Here is a 20182-nt window from a genome sequence, read left to right as displayed (position 1 = left end):
CAGAGGATATCAGCTACTTTGCTCTTGTAACTGCCGGGCTTTCTCCAGCAGCCTGGCCTTCTCTTCCGGACTCATTGCATCCAGGCGCAGGCGTGCCTGGGCGAGTTTCTCCAATAGCCCCGGTGCGCTTTCCTGCAGGCGTAGAACCACGGCCAGGGCCGCGGGGGTGGGGTTATCGAACACCACGCCCGGGTGGACTTCGCACTGCAGTAGTTTGCGGATGCCTGCAACCAGTTTGATCACCAGCAACGAGTGGCCACCGGCAGCAAAGAAGTCCTGCTCGACACTTAGACGCTCAAGCCCGAGCACGTGTGCCATGCGCTGGGCAAGCACTGTTTCCAGGCCATCCCGGGGTGCGACATACACCTGCTGCGTAGCGCCGAGGTCCAGCGTGGCCAAGGCCCGGCGGTCGATCTTGCCATTGCCCAGGCGGGGCATGGCGCTCAACACCTGCACCTGGCGCGGCACCATGACCGCAGGCAGGCGCTGGCTAAGTTGTGGCGTAAGATTCGCCTGCCAGCCCGCCATTGGCTCGCCCTGCGCGGTAACGAATGCCAGCGGTTCCTGCTGGGCATCAAGCACCACCGCAGCCTCACTGACGCCCGGCAGCGCACACAGCTCGGCTTCGATTTCCGCCAATTCAACGCGAAAGCCACGCAGTTTGACTTGCTGATCGGTGCGGCCCTGCAGTTGGATCCCGCCTTCGGGGCGATAACGTGCAAGGTCGCCCGTGCGATAGAGCCGGGTTCCCGGCTGCAGAGGATGGTCGATGAAGGCTTCGCCCTGCTGCGTTGGGCTGTTCAGGTAGCCCCGCGCCAGTTGCTCACCGCCGATGTACAGTTCGCCGAGTTCACCGCTGGCAACCACGTCGCGTTGCGCATTGAGCACCCACACCTGATTGTTGCTCAGCACCTGGGTCAGCGGCACCACCGTGGCATCCAGATCCTGCGCGGTAATCGGATGAATCATTACCCCGACCGTGGTTTCACTCGGGCCATAGTGGTTGAACACGCGGATATCCCCGCGAATGCGCAGAATGCGTTCGACCAGTGCCGGGGCCACTGCTTCGCCGCCCAGCACCAGCGTCGCCGGCAGTACCGCCGCGTCCGTATCGATGAGCGCCGCCAGATGTGAAGGGACGATTTTCACGCAGTCGATAGCATGCTGGGCAATGAAGCGCGCAAACGCCTGGCCGTCTTGCATGGTACCGTCGTCGGCCAGGTGCAGCGCCGCGCCGTTGTACAAGGCGCCGAACACGGCAGTGTGGCCCAGGTCAGCGACCACGCTGGAGCTGAAGGCGAACCGGCGGCAGCGCTCCAGGCCCATTGCCGCGCTGGCCGAGGCCACGTAGTTGAACAATGCGCGGTGTTCGATGACAACGGCCTTCGGCGTCCCGGTGGAGCCGGAGGTAAACAGCATATAAGCAACGTCGTCGCCTAGCGCTGCAGGGTAGTCGGCCAGCGCCGGTGACGGCTCGTTGCAGTCGATTTGCGCAAGGTCGAGCAGCGGCAGCGTCAACTCAGCACTGGCAGGTAGCTCGCGGGTGATCAGCAGTACCGCGTCTGCTTGCTCTACAAAGCGTGCCAGGCGCGCGCTGGGCCATTGTGGATCGAGCGGCAGCCAGGCGGCGCCCAGGCGCCAGACCGCCAACGTCGCCACCAGCCAGTCGGTGCAACGCGGCAGGGCCAGGGCCACGCGCTGCCCGGGCTGCAAACCCTGACGGCTCATGACCGCGGCCAGCTGTTGAACACGCTGTTCCAGCTGGGCGTAGGTGAGGGTCTGTCCCTCGCTTACCACGGCAGGTGCGTCAGGGGTCACCGAAGCCCACTCGGCAATGCGCTGGGCCAAGGTCAGGCTCGGGTCGATCGGCTGGGGGACCGGGTTGAGGGCCAGCAACCGTTGGCGCTCGGCGTCACCCAGGAGCGGCAACTCACTCACCGGGCGTGCGGGCATTGCACTGATGCCTTGCAGCAGCACCTGGTACTGCGCCAGTAAACCCGCCATGGCTTCGATGCCGTAGTGTGCGGTCTGGAATGCCAGGCTCAGTAGCTGCGGCGTGCCCTGGGTATCGGTGCCCACCTGCAACGCCAGCTCGAACCCAGGGTCCAGCGCCAGCGCGCTATGCGCCGACCATTGCCCTGCCCTCACCTGCGCAGCCGACGGTAAGCGCCGAAGCACGAAGCCGTGCGTCGGTTGGACGCCGCCACTCCAATATTCCTGCCAGGTGCGGTGCTGTTCCAGCACCTGCGCAAGGTGGGTCAGGCACTGCGCAAATGGCACAGCCGGGTCCAGCGCCAGATGCAATGGCAGGGTCTTCTCGAATACACCGAAGGTCTGGCCAAAGAACTCGTAGTCGGCACGACCATCGTGACGCCATCCTGCGAGAAACGCGGAGCGCCCGCTCAAACGCGCCAGCAGCAGCCACCAGGCAGCTTGCAACACCGTTTCCAGCGTCACACCCTGATTCGCAGCAAGCAGCTCCAGCGCCTGGCGCAACGCCGATGGCAAGGGTGCTTCGACCTGCCCGAGCGCTGCTGCCGAGGCCGCCTTGCGTCGGTAAGGCATCAGCGGTTGCGCCAGGGTTTGCGAACCGAGATGAGCCTGCCAGTACTGCGCAGCCTGTCCGGCATCTTCGTCACGCACCACTTCGCCGCGCCACTCCAGATACTGGCTGAACTGGCCCGCCTCTTCGTCTGCACCGCTGGCGCCTTGCTCGTAGGCTTGCAGTAGCTGCTCGACCAGCAATGGCAAGCTGCCCGCGTCGATCACACCACGTGCCAGGACCAGGCTCAGACGCCAACTGGCACCTTCCAGACGCTGCAACAAAGCCCGGGCCAGGCCGCCCTGTTGCAGAAGCAGCGGACGCTGCAGCCATTGTTCCAGGCGCTGCGCTGCGGTACCGGCATCGACGGCCAGATCATCAACCTCGACATTCAATCGCGGTTGCGCCAAGCCAGGGAACTGGCGTAGGCCGTGATACCCGGCGACCTCAAGCAGCCTCGTGGTCAACACCTGCTGGCGCACAGCCAAGTCGTCCAGCGCCGCTTGCAAGGCGGGTATGTCCAGGGCGCCATGGATGTCCAGATGCAGCACATGAGCCAACTGGCTCCAGCTTGCCCCGGCCTGTGCTGCCTGCACCCATTGTTGCTGCTCGGCAAGCAGGGCCAGGCCGTTGCCCGCCTCGTTCAGTTCGATGTCATTCATGCGTCAACCTCTTGTTCGCTGTTTACGGGGCGAAGTGCTGGCTGCGCTGCCTCCAGGCTGCGCCTTTCGACCATCTCGCCCATGGCGACAACGATCTTGCGCGGTCCTTCGAAAGGATCGCGGGCGTGAGCGGCAAGCATGTTATCCAGCAGGATCACATCGCCTTTGCGCCAGTCAAAGCGCACGGCGCAGGCTTCATACAGGTCACCGATCTCTTGCATCACTTCGTCCTCGATCGGCGAGCCATCGCCGTAATAGACGTGCCGAGGCATTCGCTCGATGCCGAACAATGCCAGCAAGTCCTCGCGCACATCCGGGTCCAGGCAATAGATATGGTGCAACTGCACCTGGTTGAAAAAGGTCTTCTCGCCGGTCAACGGATGGCGAATGATCGCCGGGCACGGCGTGCGGATCTGCAGTTCGTCGTTGTCGAGCCAGGTCCATTGGATACCTGCGGCCCGGCAGCGGGCCTCCACGTGCGCGCGGTCATCGGTCTTGAAGAAATGCTGCCAGGACACATCGAGCTTGTCAGCGAAGGTTCTGACGTAAAGCAAGCCCTTCTGCTCGAAGGTTTCACGCAATGTCTCGGGCAGGCGCAGATACATCTGCCGGCAATCGACCACCGGCGTCGCACCGCCCACCGGCGAGGGTTGTTCGCAGAAAAACAGCTGCTTGCGCGGCCAGGTGTCCTGGTGCGAGCTCTCGTTGTGGAAGAGGATCATCTTCTTTTCCGGATACGGAGTGGAGCGGTAGGTGTTCTTGCCACCCTCCTTCTTCGGCAAATCACCGTACTGACCGTAGAGCCCCGGTTGCACCGCCTCGGCAAAGGCCTCGAAGGCATGGATATCGTGCAAGGCAAAACCGCGCAAAAGGATGCCGGCATGGCGTGACAGTTTTTCTTCCAGCCACGGCCGGTTGCGCTTGACCCACGTCACCAGATCCAGCCCAGGGTCGTTCGGTTCGACCAGCAACGGGAACACCTGTGGCGGCGCCAGCAACGACTCGCGTATCGGTGCCTCGCCCGCCAACGGCCCCGCTGCCTTGGGCTTCTTCAGGAACTTGCCCAGCTTGTCGGCCTTGGGACCGGCAGCCGGCGCCGGTGCAGCTGCTACGGCGGTATCGCTGATCATCTTGATGTCTCCTAGTCGGATATCCGGCTCACTGGCAATCTGTTCGAGAATGTGTATCCATGCCTTGGCCAGTTGGTTGATTCGTTCCGGTTTGAATAGCGCACTGGCGAACTGCCAAGTACCGCGCAGGCCGTCACCGTCAGTGTCGAGGAACAAGGCCATGTCGAATTTCGAGTAGCTGGCCAGTGCCGGCAGTACCTCGACCTTGAGACCGTCCAGACTGCTGTTGCGTACCGGTAGGTTGTTCATCACGAACAACACCTGGACCAGCGGGTTAAGGCCACGTTGACGCGCGACACCGGAGGCTTCGACGATCATGTCGAAGGGCAAATCCTGGTGTTCGAAGGCGCTCAGCGCCGTGTCACGGACCACGCCCAGGTAACGGCTGAAGGTCTGCTCTGCGCTGTAGCGCGAACGCAATGGCAGGACGTTGACGAAGAAACCAATCAGTTGCTCCAGCTCCGGTTGCTGGCGCCCGGCAACGTCGGCACCGACCACCAGGTCGTCGCTGGCGCTGATGCGGTGCAACAACACCTGGAAGGCGGCCAGCAAGGTGCTATAGAGGGTGGCGTTGGCTTGTGCAGCAAGCACCATGAGGCGCTGCACCAAGGTGCCATCCAGATGCAGTTGCAGGTCGTTGCCCGCCGTTGATGCCACGTTCGTTCGTGGATAGTCGGTCGGCAACGGCAGTTGCCCGCTGTACGCGGCCAGGGTGCGCTTCCAGTAGTCGGCCTGCAGCGCCATGACGCCGCTGCTCTGCAATGCCTGCTGCCAGCGCGCATAGTCGCTGTACTGCACCTTCAGCGGCGTCAGCTCGGCTGGCTTGCCAGCATGGAGCAAGCTGTAGAGCGCAACCAGTTCATTGACCAGCAGCGACATCGACCAACCATCGGAGATGATGTGATGCATCGCATACAACACCACATGCTCGGTCGCACTCAGGCGCACTACCCGGCCGCGCATCAGCGGTGCACTGAGCAGGCTGATCGGGTTACTGGCATTGTCCAGTACCGCCTGCGCCACTTGCGTTTCCTGTTCGGCACGGCTCAAGGCGGACAGGTCCAGTAGCGGCAGGTCCAGTTCCACCGTTGGCGATACAAGGGCCATTGGATCGCCCTCGTCATCGCTGACATAGGCGGTTCGCAACACCTGATGACGACGGAAGACTTCAGCCAGGCTGGCGCGCAGCAGTGGCACCTGCAACTCACCCTGCAACCGCAAGGCCAGGGGCATGCCGTAAGCACCAGTGCCCGCGGACAACTGCTCGACCACCCACAGCCGTCGCTGGGCCAGCGACAACGGCGCCTCGGGTTGTTCGCCATAGGCGCTCAACGCAGGCCGCTGTGGCGCTGTGGCGTGCGTTGAACGTGCCTGCAGCAGTTGGGCGAACGCCTGCAGACGGGGATGATCGAACAGATCACGCAAACTCACCGGCACCGCAAGCAGCCCTTGCAGGCGTGACACCACCTGGGTAGCAAGCAGCGAATGGCCACCCAACTCGAAGAAGTGATCGTCAACCCCCACACGTTCAACATCCAGCACTTGCTGCCAGACCTCGGCAAGCTGCTGTTCAAGCGCCGTACACGGTGCTTGGAACGCGGCGCTGGCGGGCGGTTGCTCGACCTCTGGCAACGCCTTGCGGTCGAGCTTGCCGTTGGGTGTCAATGGCAGCTGCGCCAGGAACAGGATAAAGGCCGGCACCATGTAGCCCGGCAACTGATCGCCCAGACGCGCCTTGATCTGCGCGCGCAAGGTCGCTTGCTGCCCGGCTTCATCGCTATGTTCATGAGCGGCGATGTAAGCGACCAATTGCGCGCTGCCCTGATGTTCGACAGCGAGCACCGCGGCCTCGCGCACCGAGTCCTGGGCCAGCAGGCGCGCCTCGATCTCGCCCAGCTCGATTCGAAAGCCGCGGATTTTCACCTGGTGATCGATACGCCCGAGGTATTCGATGCGCGCATCGGGGCGGTAGCGGGTCAAGTCGCTGGTGCGATACAAGCGCTCGCCCGCGGTCGAAAACGGATTGGGCACGAAACGTTCGGCCGTCAGCGCCGCACGCCCCAGATAGCCACGGGTCAGGCCGGCCCCTGACAGATACAGCTCAGCCGCCACGCCCTGCGGTGCAGGTTGCAGACTGGCATCGAGAAGGAAGCTGCCGGTGCCCGGAAGTGGTCGGCCGATAGTCGCTGTGCCACCGGCTTCACGGCGTGTCCAGGTGGAATAAGTGGTGTCTTCCGACGGACCATACAGATCGTTAACCTGGGTAATGCCCGGCAATTGATACAGCTGCTCGACCAACGCTTGTTTCAGCGGTTCGCCTGCGAGGTTGATGATGCGCACGCTGGCAGGGATCTGCCCGGCGCGCAGCAACGCGGCAATTGCCGAAGGCACTGTGTTGATCAAGCGTACCTGGTCACGCGCCGGCAGTTCTGGCAACGCCAGGGCGTTGCGCGCCAGTATCAGTGAGCCGCCGCTGGCCAGGGTGACGAAAATCTCCCAGACCGAGAGGTCGAAGCACACCGAGGTCGACGCCAGAACGCCCTGAATGTCCTCGCGGCTGTATGCCTGTTGTGACCAGTGGATCAGAGCCTCGACGTTGCGGTGGGTAATGGCCACGCCTTTCGGCTGGCCGGTGGAGCCCGAGGTGTAAATCACGTAGGCCAGATTGTCGGCACTCAGATGCAGCGGCGGAGCGCTGTCGGGTTGTTCGGCCAGCCATGGCGCATCGACCTGCATCTGAACGATGCAGGTGCCAGCGGGCGGCACAAGCGCGCCAAGTACCGACGCTTGTGTAATCAAGACCTCGGCGCGACTGTCCGCAAGCATGTAGGCCAGGCGCTCGGCCGGGTAGTCCGGGTCCAGCGGCACGTAGGCGCCTCCGGCCTTGAGTACCGCCAATAGCGCAACGATCAGTTCACTGGAACGCTCCAGGGCCACACCGACGCGCACTTCGGCACCCACGCCGAGGCTGATCAAGTGATGCGCCAGGCGATTAGCCTGCTGATCCAGTTGGCGATAACTCAAATGCTGGTGCTGGTCGATCAGCGCCAATTGTTCGGGATGGGCCTGCACCTGACGGGCGATCAAGGCAGCAATGGAACAGCCCTGCGCCGGCGGCAACGTGCTGGCGTTCCAGTCATGCAGCAGGCACTGGTATTCGCCTGCTGTCAGCATCGGCAACTCGCCCAGCGCCCCAGGCGCCGCCAACATGCCGTGCAGCAACGCTGACAGATGTGCGCCAAAGCCCTGCACCTGGCTAGCGCTGAAATGCGCCCGGGCATACTGGAACTGCAGAGTCAGGCGATCCTCGACGGCAACCAGCAGAGTCAATGGATAGCTGGTTTGCTCACGCGTCTGCACCTCGGTAAAGCGCAGCCCCTGCGGTGCGCCCTCCTGCAAGGCTGTAGAGACCGGATAGTTCTCGAACACCAACAATGAATCGAACAGCCCTTCACCGCCCTGCCCGGCCCAGCGTTGAATATCGAATAGCGGCGTGTGCTCGTGGTCGCGCAGGGCGAGATTCTGCGCTTGCAGGGTTTGCAGCACCTGCACCAGCGACTGCTCGGGGCTGAGGCTGACAACCACCGGCAAGGTGTTGATGAACAGACCGACCTGCGCTTCGATACCTGGCAGCGGCGCTGAACGCCCCGCCACCGTAGCACCGAAAGCTACCGTTGGCTGACCGCTGTAACGTTGCAGCAACAAGGCCCAGGCTGCTTGAATCAGCGTGTTCAAGGTTACCTTGTGCTGACTGGCGAAGGTCTTCAGACGCTGGGTAATGTCCGGCTCCAGCGTCTGCTTGAACTCGGCATAACCACTCAACCCCTGGGGCGGGTCTGGCAGTGTTGCAGCAAGGCGGGTGGGTGCGTCGAGGTGCTGGACATGCGCCTTCCAGAAACGCTCGTCCGCCACAGGATCCTGCTTGTCCAACCAGGCGATGTAGTCGCGGTAGCGCCCCGCTTGATCTGCCAGCGCGACACCGCTGTAGCGCTGCAGGACCTCTGCGAGCAACTGCGCATTGCTCCAGCCGTCCATAAGAATGTGGTGGCTGGTGTAAATCAATGTGTAGCGCTGCTCGTCCAGTCGAAGCAGGTGTAACGTCAGCAAAGGCGCACGTTCCAGAGCAAAGCCCTTGCTGCGCTGAGCTTCGGCCCAGGCCTCGATGGCCTCGGCCTGATCCGCGCGATTGCGCCAGTCTTCAACAAGAAACGGCACCTGCGCCGCACGCTGCACCACCTGTAACGGCCGAGTCAGGTTGCTGCCGGTGAGAAACGCCGTGCGCAGAATATCGTGCGCATCCACGGTGGCCTGCCAGGCCGCCTGGAAGCGCTGCAGGTCGAGACCTTGCACGGTAACCGACATCTGGTTGATGTACTGACCCGGGGCCTGCGCGTAGAGGCTGTGGAACAACATACCCTGCTGCATCGGCGACAGTGGATAGAGGTCCTGCACGGCTCGCGGATCAAGGCCAAGTTGATCAAGCTGTTGTTGCTCAAGCTTGGCCAACGGCACATCTGCTGGCGTGAGCGCGCCGATGCCTGCGCTGCAGCAATGCTCGATCAGCTCATGCAACGCTTGGGTGTAGGCGTCGGCCAGGGCCTGGACCGTGGCTTCATCGAACATCTGCGCGCTGAACTGCCAATCCACCAGCAGTTCACCCCCATAGACTTGACCGTTGAGGGTCAACCAGTTCGGCAGCGGTGCAGCAGCATCCTGCTCCTGACCTCGCGCTTGGTTACTGGGTACAAACAGGCCATCGGTCTGCGCGAAACCTGCATCGAGCTGACCGAGGTAGTTGAACGTAACGCGCGCTGGCGTCAGTTGCGCCAAGGCTTGTCGGGAGTCAGGGCTACCCAGGTAGCGCAAGGCGCCGTAACCCATGCCGTGGTCCGGTACCGCGCGCAATTGTTCCTTGATCTGTTTGATCGAGTCGGCCAGTGCTGGCACCGGCGTCAGTTTGAGCGGATAGAAGCTGGTGAACCAGCCCACACTACGGGTCAGGTCGAGTTCGCGCGACAGCGGTTCGCGGCCATGTCCCTCCATCAGCACGGCAACCGATGGGTGACCGCTCCAACGGACAAGAACACGCGCCAAGGCCGTCAACAGCAAATCGTTGACGCGGGTGCGATACGCCGTGGGGGCCTCTTGCAGCAAGCGTCGGGTAACGTCGGCATCGAGGCGCGTCTGCACATGACAGGCATCGCGATTGAACAACGACGCCGCCGGACGTTGGCAAGGAAGCTCGGCGTCTACCGCCTGGGCTTGCCAGAACGCTAGCTGATGCTCCAGTTCCGGACTGCAGGCATCGGCCTGCAGTTGCTCGGCCCAGACCTTGATCGAATGCGTCTTGGCCGGCAAGCGCACCTCCTGGCCTGCCAGTGATTGTTGATAGGCCGATTGCAAGTCTTCGAGCAGAATGCGCCAGGACACGCCGTCCACCACCAGGTGATGAACCACCAGCAACAGGCGTTGGCTGCCATCGGCCAGCGTTGCCAGCAACGCCCGCAGCAACGGCCCCTGCTGCAGGTCAAGACTGCGCTGAACCGTATCGGCGGCTGCGTTCAATTGTGCTTCGTCAGCGACTGTCAGTTGCCACAGCAACGTGTTGTCGCGCGTCTCGGCAAACCGCGCGCTCCAGCCTTGGCCGTTTGGATTGTGAAAATGCAGGCGCAACGCGTCGTGGTGACGAACGATACTGCCTAGGGCCTGATCGAGTGCCTCCACCTGCAAGGGCTCACGGGGCGCCAGCAGCAGCGACTGGTTCCAGTGCTGGTGATTGTCCGTCAGGGTGTCGAAGAACCAGTGCTGGAACGGCATCAACAAGGCTTCCCCCTGTACCGGCCCCTGGTCAATGACATGCGCTGTTTCGCCGGTCTCGGCCACCGCCGCCAGGCTTTGCACGGTCTGATGCTGGAACAAGTCTTTGGGGCTGAAACGGATACCGGCCTGGCGGGCGCGGCTGACCACCTGGATGGAGATGATCGAGTCGCCGCCAAGCTCGAAGAAGTTGTCGGCCAGCCCTACTTGTTCGATCTTCAATACGTCCTGCCAGATCGCCGCGATCTGCTGCTCCACCGCGGTGCGCGGAGCCACGTAGCTTTTCTGCACGCGGTTGGCGTCTGGCTTGGGCAGGGCTTTACGCTCCAGCTTGCCGTTGGGGCTCAGGGGCATGTGTTCGATGAACAGCAATTGTGCTGGCACCATGTAATCCGGCAACGCCTGGCGCAGCGGCTCGCGAATCGCATCGCGCAGGGCTTCCTGGCGCTGCGGGGCCCAATCGGTAGGCACCACATAGGCGACCAGCGCGGCGTCGATGGCCAGCACTACCGCTTCGCGCACGGCGTCCTGTTCCATCAGGCGTGCTTCGATTTCGCCCAGCTCGATGCGCAAACCGCGGATCTTCACCTGGTGGTCGATGCGGCCTCGATACTCGATCACGCCGTCAGCCCGCTGGCTGGCCAGATCACCGGTGCGGTACAAACGTGCGCCGTTGCCAAACGGGCTGGTGACAAAGCGCTCGGCGGTGAGTGCCGCACGGCGGTGATAACCGCGCGCCAGGCCCATGCCACCCAGGTACAACTCGCCGACCACACCCACTGGCAGCGCGTTCAATTCGGCGTCGAGCACGTAGGTTTGCAGGTTGGCAATCGGCTCACCGATCGGCACGGCATCGCGGCCTTCGTCGCGGCAGGTCCAGTGGGTAACGTCGATGGCCGCTTCGGTCGGGCCATAGAGGTTGTACAAGCCGGCATTCGGTAGTTTGGCCAACACTTGAGCTTGAGCGTCCACCGGCAATGCTTCGCCACTGCAAATGATGCGACGCAAACCGGTGCAACTGGCGACCTGCTCGTCGAGCAGGAACATCTGCAGCATCGACGGTACAAAATGCAGGGTCGTGACCTGATGGGCATGAATCAGCGCTACCAAGCGTCGTGGGTCACGATGATCACCTGGCGCAGCCATGGCCAGGCGCGCACCGGTCATCAGCGGCCAGAAGAACTCCCATACCGACACGTCGAAGCTGAACGGGGTTTTCTGCAGGACGGTGTCACCTGCGCCCAGGCCGTAGGCCTGTTGCATCCAGCACAGGCGGTTGCTCAGGGCTTTATGGCGGTTGCCGGCCCCTTTCGGCTTGCCGGTGGATCCGGAGGTGTAGATCACATAGGCAAGATGCTCGGGGTCGAGCTGCGGCGCCGGGGCATGCACGGGAAAACGCTCCAACACCAGTTGGTCGAGCGCCAGTACCGGCAGCTCGGCCGGGCATGGCAGGCGCAGGTGCGATTGCGTCAGCAGCAAGGCGATGCGGCTGTCCTCGATCATGTAGGCCAGACGCTCCTCGGGGTACTCCGGGTCGAGCGGTACATAAGCGCCACCTGCCTTGAGAATCGCCAGCAGGCCGATGACCATGTCGATACTGCGCTCGACGGCAATACCGACCAGCACTTCAGGGCCGACGCCCAGCGCGATCAACTGATGGGCCAGCTGGTTGGCGCGCTGGTCCAGCTCGCGGTAGCTCAACTGCTGCGCGCCCATGCACAAGGCAGGCGCGTCGGGAGTGGCTTGCACTTGCTGTTCGATCAGCCTGTGCACGGGCGTATCCAGCGGGTAATCGGCGGCGGTGGCGTTCCACTGCTCGACGATCTGCACTGTTTCCTCGGCATCGAGCAGGGCCAGCTCGGCAACCTTGGCCTGCGGGCTGGCAACGATAGCGCGCAGCAGGTTGAGCCAATGCCGCGCCATGCGCTCGATACTGCTGTGCTCGAACAAATCGCGGGCGTAGATCAGCGCCGCCGACAGCCCGTGGCCGCTATCCTGGGTTTCCAGGGTCAGGTCCAGTTGGGCCGTGCCGGCATCCCACTCCAAAGCCTCGACGGTAAGCCCCGACAAACTCATTGATTGCGCTTGATGCACGCCATCCTGGTGGTTGTGCATGGCTTGGAACAGGGGGTTATGGCTGAGGCTGCGCGCGACACCCAAGGCCTCGACCAAGTGTTCGAAAGGCAGGTCCTGATGGGTTTGCGCATCACCTACCTGCTGGTCGATACGTTGCAGCAAGACTGCGAAGCTTTCATCACCGCGAGGGCGTGTCGCAAGCACCTGAGTATTGACGAACAGCCCGATCAGCCGTTCGGTCTCCAGGCGGTTACGGTTAGCCACGGGCACACCGACGCGGATGTCGCCCTGGCCGCTGTAGCGTTGCAGCAGCACCATGAACGAGGCCAGCAACAACACGAACAGACTGACCCCGTGCCCTTGCGCCAGCTGGCGCAAGGCGCTGTCCAATTCGTCAGGCACGGCAATGGGCAGGCGACCACCGCGATAGCTCATGGTCGGCGGACGCGGATGGTCACTGGGCAGTTCCAGCACATCCTGGATCTCACCCAGCTGGCTTTTCCAGTAGGTCAATTGACGCTCGCCTTCGCCCGACTCCATCCACTGGCGCTGCCACGCCGCAAAGTCAACGTACTGGATGGGCAATGCTGTTTGCGCCGGCGCCAGACCTTGGGCGCACGCCGCATAGCAGGCCATCAATTCCTCGACCATCAGGCTCATCGACCAGCCATCGGTGACGATGTGATGCAGCACCAGGACCAGCAGGTGTTCATCATCAGCCAAGCGCACCAGGCGTACGCGCAGCAATGGACCATTGAGCAAGTCGAATGGCTGCGCGCTCAGTTCGGCCACGCAGGCACGCATCAATGCCTCGCGCTGCGCACCTTCGGCGTGCAGATGGGTTTGCTCGATAACGACCTGCGCTGTCGCCTCCACCTGCTGGCTGACTTGCCCGTCGGCTTCGACGAAGCGCGTGCGCAAGCAGGCATGCCGCTCGACCAGAGTCGCAAAACTCTGGCGCAGGTGCTCGACATTCAACACACCGCGCAACAGCAAGGCACTGGGAATGTGATACGCACTGCTGTGCGGTTCCAGTTGCCAGAGAAACCACTGACGCTGCTGGGCATAGGACAGGGGTGCCCGCTCGCCAGGGCAGCTGGGGACGATCGGCAGCTTGGCGACATCGATACCCATCTCGTGGAGCTTGGCAAACATCTGCCGACGCTTGTCGGCAGACAGCCCCTTGATACGTTCGACCAGTTGCTGGTTGCGACCTGTTGGCTCAAACATTTTCTGTCTCCAGTTCATCCAGCACGCCGAAGATCTGATCCAGTTCGTCGTCCTGGGCCTGCGTCGAAGCGGCCTGCTCCAGAAACGCTGCCAATTCGCCGAGGCTGCGTAGGCCGTGGAACGCCCTGATCTTCAACTCCACGCCGAGTTCGGCGCGAATGCGTGAAAGCAACATGACCAATTGCAGCGAGTGCCCGCCGAGGGCAAAAAAGTCGTCATTCAAGCCAACTCGCTCAAGGCCCAGGACGTCCTGCCAGATCAGCGCCAGACGCTGTTCAAGGTCGCTTTGCGGCGCCACATAGTGCTGCTGCAAGAGGCTGGCATCCGGCGCTGGCAGGGCTTTGCGATCCAGTTTGCCGTTGGTGGTCAGCGGCAGTTCGGCCAGCAGCAACAGGTGCGCAGGCACCATGTAGTCCGGCAGTGTGCTGCGTAGCGCCGCCTTGAGCTGATCGCGCAGTTGCGCCTGTACCTCGCCGGGCGCATCGAGCAGCGCGCTATCGCGCGGTACCAGATAAGCCACCAGTTGCACGGCGTCGCCCTCCCCCCACGGCAGTACAACCACGCTGGCCACGGCCTCATCGGCCAGCAGACGCGCTTCGATCTCACCCAATTCGATACGGAAGCCGCGGATCTTCAATTGATGGTCGATACGGCCGATGTACTCGATCACCCCGTCAGCCTGATAGCGGGCCAGGTCGCCGGTGCGATACAGGCGTCCGCCATCGTTACCGAACGGATCGGGCACAAAACGGCTTGCACTGAGGTCACCGCGATTGAGGTAGCCGCGTGCCAAACCGGCACGGCCAATGTACAACTCACCGACGCAACCCTTGGGCACTGGATTCAGATCGGCATCGAGCAAATACCACGACAGGTCGGCAATCGGCTCGCCGATCGGGCTGCTGGCTTCCTGCTCCAGGTCAGCCAACGTCAGCGGCCGGTAGGTCACGTGCACAGTGGTTTCGGTGATACCGTACATGTTCACCAGTTGCGGCGCGCTGTCACCAAAGCGCTCGAACCAAGGGCGCAGGCTCTTTACGTCCAGCGCTTCGCCGCCGAAGATCACTTTGCGCAACAGGTGCTGCGCAGGCTCGGCGCAGGCCACTTGCATCAAGGCCTTGAACGCCGACGGTGTCTGGTTGAGCACCGTCACCCCTTCGGCGCACAGCAGGTGGTAGAACTCACGCGGCGAACGGCTGACCTCATGCGGCACCACCAACAGACGACCACCGTGCAACAGCGCGCCGAAGATCTCCCAGACCGAGAAGTCAAAGCCGTAGGAGTGGAACAGGCTCCAGACATCCTGCGGGCCAAAATCAAACCAGTCGTCGGTGGCGGCAAACAGGCGCAGGACGTTGCGATGGGTGAGCAAAGTGCCCTTGGGCTTACCGGTGGAGCCCGATGTGTAAATGACATAGGCGAGGTTGTCGGGGCTGACTTGGGTAAGCGGATCGTCCTCGCGCAGCGCTTGGGCAGAGTCTTCCAGCAACAACACCGGCACCCCCGCAGGCACCGACATCCGTGCCTGCAAACTGGCCTGGGTCAGCAACAGGGCAATGCCGCTGTCGGCGATCATGTAGGCCAAGCGATCGTCTGGATACGCCGGATCGAGCGGCACATAAGCACCGCCTGCCTTGAGAATCGCCAGCAGCCCCACCAGCATTTCCAGGCTGCGCTCCACCGCCAGCCCGACCAGCACATCCGGCCCGACGCCACGGGCGATCAAGCGATGGGCCAAGGCATTGGCGCGGCCGTTGAGCTGGGCGTAGGTCAACTGCTGGGCGCCACAACTCACGGCCACCGCATCAGGCCATTCACGGGCACGCTCGGCGATGATCTGGTGCAGGCAGCGCTCGACCGGGAAGTCGACCAACGCTGTGTTCCACTGCTGGACAATGGCCTGGCGTTCATCGCCCACCAGCATGGGCAACTCACCGATGCGTTGCTGCGGGGCATCGACCATTGCCTGCAACAGTACTTGCCAATGGCTGGCGAGACGGTCGATGGTTGAAGCCTCGAATACGTCTGTGGCGTAGGTAAACAGTGCCTCGATACCCTCGACTGACTCAAAGGTGTCGAGCACTAGATCGAATTGGGTGGTTTTGCTCGCCAACGACAAGCCTTCCAGGCTCAACCCGGGCAACTGGCGCGGCAATGCGGCCTGACGCCCCTGGGCCTGATGATTGAACAGCACCTGGAACAGTGGATGATGGCTGGCATCACGTTGTGGCTGCAACGCTTCGAGCAGTTGTTCGAACGGCAGGTCCTGGTGCGTTTGCGCCTCCACGGCAGACTGCCTGACCTGGCGCAGCAGCGTCGCCACCGACATTTGCGTATCGATACTCGCCTGCATGACCTGGGTGTTGACGAAGAAGCCGATCAGACCTTCGGTTTCCAGGTGCTGACGGTTGGCGACAGGCACACCCACGCGAATCAGAGGCTGGCGACTGTAGCGATGCAGGACGAGTTGCAACGACGCCAACAAGACCATGAACACAGTCGCGCCCTGCGCCTGCGCCAAGGCCTTGAGCTGCGCGCTCAGGGCGGGCGTCAGGCGCCAGGGCAACGTCGCACCGCGCCCGCTGGCCTGGGCCGGCCGTGGACGGTCCAGTGGCAACTCGAGCAGTTCATGCTCAGCGCCCAGATGCGTTGTCCAGTAGGCCAATTGCTGTTCGCGCGCCCCTGCCGCCATGTGCTTGCGTTGCCACTGCGCATAGTCGGCGTACTGCACCGTCAGCGCCGGCAACTGCAACGATTGGCCCTGGCTGAACGCGCTGTAGCACTGCAACAACTCCTCGACCATGCGCTGCATCGACCAGGCATCGGAGACAATATGGTGCTGAGTGAGCGCCAACACATGCTCCTCTGCCGCCAGACGCAGCAGCCCGACGCGCAGCAACGGCCCCTGCTCCAGGTCGAACAGACGGCTGGCCTGGCCTTCCAGCCATGCTTCGATTTGTCCAGCAGGATCGGTGTGGCCGTTCAACGCTTGCACATCGATGTTCAGCGGCGTCGCAGCGGCAATGGACTGTAAAAGCTGACCATCCTGCTGGATAAAGGTAGTGCGCAAGGTTTCATGGCGGGCGATCAGGGCATCGAAAGCCCGCTGCAGGGCAGTCATGTCCACGGCTCCGCGCAGGCGTAACGCGGTTGGAATGTGATAGGCGGTGCTCTGTGGGTCCATTTGCCAGAGATACCACTGGCGTTCCTGGGCGTAGGACAGCAACAGCGGTTGCTCACGATCGATCGCCAGCAACGGGGCCCGTGGCGTTGACGCAAGGGTGCGCAAGCTGGCAGCAAACGCACGCAGGGTGGCGTGCTCGAACAAGCGCTTGAGCGGTACCTGCATATTCAGCGCCTGGCTGAGTCGCGAAACCACCTGAGTGGCCAACAGTGAATGCCCACCCAAGGCGAAAAAATCATCCTCGGCGCCAACCTGCGGCAGTTGCAGAAGGTCAGCCCAGATAGCGGCAACGGTTTCCTCCAGCAGGCCCTGCGGCGCCACATAGTGCTGCTGCAAGAGGCTGGCATCCGGCGCTGGCAGGGCTTTGCGATCCAGTTTGCCGTTGGTGGTCAGCGGCAGTTCGGTCAGCAGCAACAGGTGCGCAGGCACCATGTACTCCGGCAGTGCGCTGCGTAGCGCCGCCTTGAGCTGATCGCGCAGTTGCGCCTGTACCTCGCCGGGCGCATCGAGCAGCGCGCTATCGCGCGGCACCAGATAAGCCACCAGTTGCACGGCGTCGCCCTCCCCCCACGGCAGTACAACCACGCTGGCCACGGCCTCATCGGCCAGCAGACGCGCCTCGATCTCACCCAATTCGATACGGAAGCCGCGAATCTTCAATTGATGGTCGATACGGCCGATGTACTCGATCACCCCGTCAGCCTGAAAACGGGCCAGGTCGCCGCTGCGATACAGGCGTCCTCCATCGTTACCGAACGGGTCGGGCACAAAACGGCTTGCACTGAGGTCACCGCGATTGAGATAGCCGCGCGCCAAACCGGCACGGCCGATGTACAACTCACCGACGCAACCCTTGGGCACTGGATTCAGATCGGCATCGAGCAAGTACCACGACAGGTCGGCGATCGGCTCGCCAATCGGGCTGCTGGCTTCCTGCTCCAGGTCAGCCAACGTCAGCGGCCGGTAGGTCACGTGCACGGTGGTTTCGGTGATACCGTACATGTTCACCAGTTGCGGCGCGCTGTCACCAAAGCGCTCGAACCAGGGGCGCAGGCTCTTCACGTCCAGCGCTTCGCCGCCGAAGATCACTTTGCGCAACAGGTGCTGCGCAGGTTCGGCGCAGGCCACTTGCATCAAGGCCTTGAACGCCGACGGTGTCTGGTTGAGCACCGTCACCCCTTCGGCGCACAGCAGGTGGTAGAACTCACGCGGCGAACGGCTGACCTCATGCGGCACCACCAGCAATCGACCACCGTGCAACAGCGCACCGAAAATCTCCCAGACCGAGAAGTCAAAGCCGTAGGAGTGGAACAGGCTCCAGACATCCTGCGGACCAAAACCAAACCAGTCGTCGGTGGCGGCAAACAGGCGCAGAACGTTGCGATGGGTCAGCAAGGTGCCCTTGGGCTTGCCGGTGGAGCCCGATGTGTAAATGACATAGGCGAGGTTGTCGGGGCTGACGCGGGTAAGCGGATCGTCATCGCGCAGCGCCTCGGCGTGATCCTCCAGCAACAACACCGGCACCCCCGCAGGCACCGACATCCGTGGCTGCAAGCTGGTTTGGGTCAGCAACAGGGCAATGCCGCTGTCGGCGATCATGTAGCCCAGGCGATCGTCTGGATACGCCGGATCGAGCGGCACATAAGCACCGCCTGCCTTGAGAATCGCCAGCAGCCCCACCAGCACTTCCAGGCTGCGCTCCACCGCCAGCCCGACCAGCACATCCGGCCCGACGCCACGGGCGATCAAGCGATGGGCCAAGGCATTGGCGCGGCCGTTGAGCTGAGCGTAGGTCAACTGCTGGGTGCCACAACTCACCGCCACCGTATCGGGCCATTCACGGGCACGCTCGGCGATGATCTGGTGCAGGCAACGCTCGACCGGGAAGTCGACCAATGCTTTGTTCCACTGCTGGACAATGGCCTGGCGTTCATCGCCCACCAGCATGGGCAACTCACCGATGCGTTGCTGCGGGCTCTGCACCATTGCCTGCAATATCACTTGCCAATGGCTGGCGAGACGGTCGATGGTCGCGGCCTCGAACAGGTCACTGGCATAAGTCAGTGCGGCACGTAATTCGCCGGCTTGCTCATAGGTATCCAGGGTCAGCTCGAACAGCGTGGTACGCCCCTGCCATTGCACCGGCTCCAGGACCAACCCAGATGCCAGCGAATAATCACCGACATCCGCCACGTGTGGCTGATGGTTGTACATGACCTGGAACAGCGGTGTGCGACTGGCGTCGCGCTCAAGCTTCAGGGCTTCGACCAGTTGCTCGAACGGCAGGTCTTGATGCGCCTGGGCACCTAACACCAGCGCTTTCACCTGAGCAAGCAAGTTGGCGACACTGAGCTGCCCGTCGACATGTGCACTCAATACCTGGGTATTCACAAAGCAGCCAATCAGCCCTTCCACTTCGGCCCGGTTGCGGTTTGCGATAGGTGAGCCGACACGGATGGTCGGTTGGCCGCTGTAACGATGCAACAGCACGTTGAAAGCAGTCAGCAGCAGCATGAACAGGGTGACGTTGTGCTGGCGGGCAAAACTGCGTAATTGCTCGACCAACGCCCGATCCAGAGAAAACGCGAGACGTCGACCGCGATAGCTGGCCTGCGCCGGGCGCGGATGATCGAGCGGCAACTCCAGGGCTGGGTGATCGCTGCCCAATTGCTCGAGCCAGTAGTCCAATTGGCGCTGCTGCTCGCCCGCCTCCAGCCAGCGTCGCTGCCACAAGGCATAGTCACTGTACTGGATAGCCAGAGCGGGCAAGGCCGGCACCTGCTGGTCCAGGTGCGCCGTGTACAACCGAGTGAATTCTTCGATCAACACGTTCATCGACCAGCCATCAGCGACGATATGGTGCAAGGTCAGCAAAAGCACATGCTCGTCGGCCTTGAGCTTGAGCAGGGCTATACGCATCAACGGCCCTTGTGTCAGGTCGAAGGGTTGTAAGGCACGCTGCTGAGTGAGCGCGCCCACCTGCTGCTCGCGAGCAGCGTCAGCCAGGTCACTGAGGTCCAGATGCTCCACCTGCGGCCATTGCGCAGCCGGCGCCTGCACCAGTCGCTCATCGGCCTGCTGAATGAACACGCTGCGCAAGGTTTCATGACGCTCAACCAGGCGGGTGAAGGCTTGCTCCAACGCACCAACGTCCAGCGTGCCGCGCAGGCGCACTGCACCCGGCAGGTTGTAGGCGGCGCTGCCAGGCTCGAGTTGCCACAACAACCACATGCGTTGTTGTGCAAACGACAAGCCGTCGCGCTCAGCCACGGGTACTTGGGCCGGGATGGGGAATTGGGCAAAGTCGACCCCTTCGCGCGCCAACCCCTGGAGAAAGATGCGGCGCTTTTCCAACGGCAACTCTATGAATCGGCGGGCAAGCTTGCGGGCATCTTCGGCGTTCATCGACTTCATCCATCCAGGGGAACAACGAGCCTCTAGGCCCGGTAGTCAAAGAAAAACGGATGAACGCGAATGAAAATTAACGACAATAGGTATATCGTTCAGCAAAACCGAAACATTTGCTTTCAACTGGAGCTGC

The 20182-nt window shown here is 62.5% G+C and carries 3 protein-coding genes; all 3 read right to left on the bottom strand.

Going from position 1 to position 20182, the window contains the following annotated elements; genetic code table 11:
- Positions 1 to 9 precede the first annotated feature (9 nt).
- From V0R60_RS14860 to V0R60_RS14850, 3 genes are read right to left on the bottom strand one after another with little or no spacing between them, the layout of a single operon-like run.
- A complete protein-coding gene (locus tag V0R60_RS14860) occupies positions 10 to 3204 on the bottom strand; it encodes a non-ribosomal peptide synthetase (RefSeq protein ID WP_330079469.1) in 3195 nt (1064 codons plus the stop codon).
- Positions 3201 to 13457, bottom strand: coding sequence for an amino acid adenylation domain-containing protein (locus V0R60_RS14855; protein WP_330079468.1), 10257 nt, complete (start codon positions 13455 to 13457; stop codon positions 3201 to 3203). Before V0R60_RS14855 ends, V0R60_RS14860 begins: the two co-directional genes overlap by 4 nt.
- On the bottom strand, positions 13450 to 20046 hold the full coding sequence (locus V0R60_RS14850) for an amino acid adenylation domain-containing protein (protein WP_330079467.1): 6597 nt from the start codon (positions 20044 to 20046) through the stop codon (positions 13450 to 13452). The genes V0R60_RS14855 and V0R60_RS14850 overlap by 8 nt, the downstream gene beginning before the upstream one ends.
- Positions 20047 to 20182 lie beyond the last annotated feature (136 nt).

Source organism: Pseudomonas auratipiscis (genome assembly GCF_036324085.1).
GTDB lineage: Bacteria > Pseudomonadota > Gammaproteobacteria > Pseudomonadales > Pseudomonadaceae > Aquipseudomonas > Aquipseudomonas auratipiscis.
This window is presented reverse-complemented; position numbering and strand designations above follow the sequence as displayed.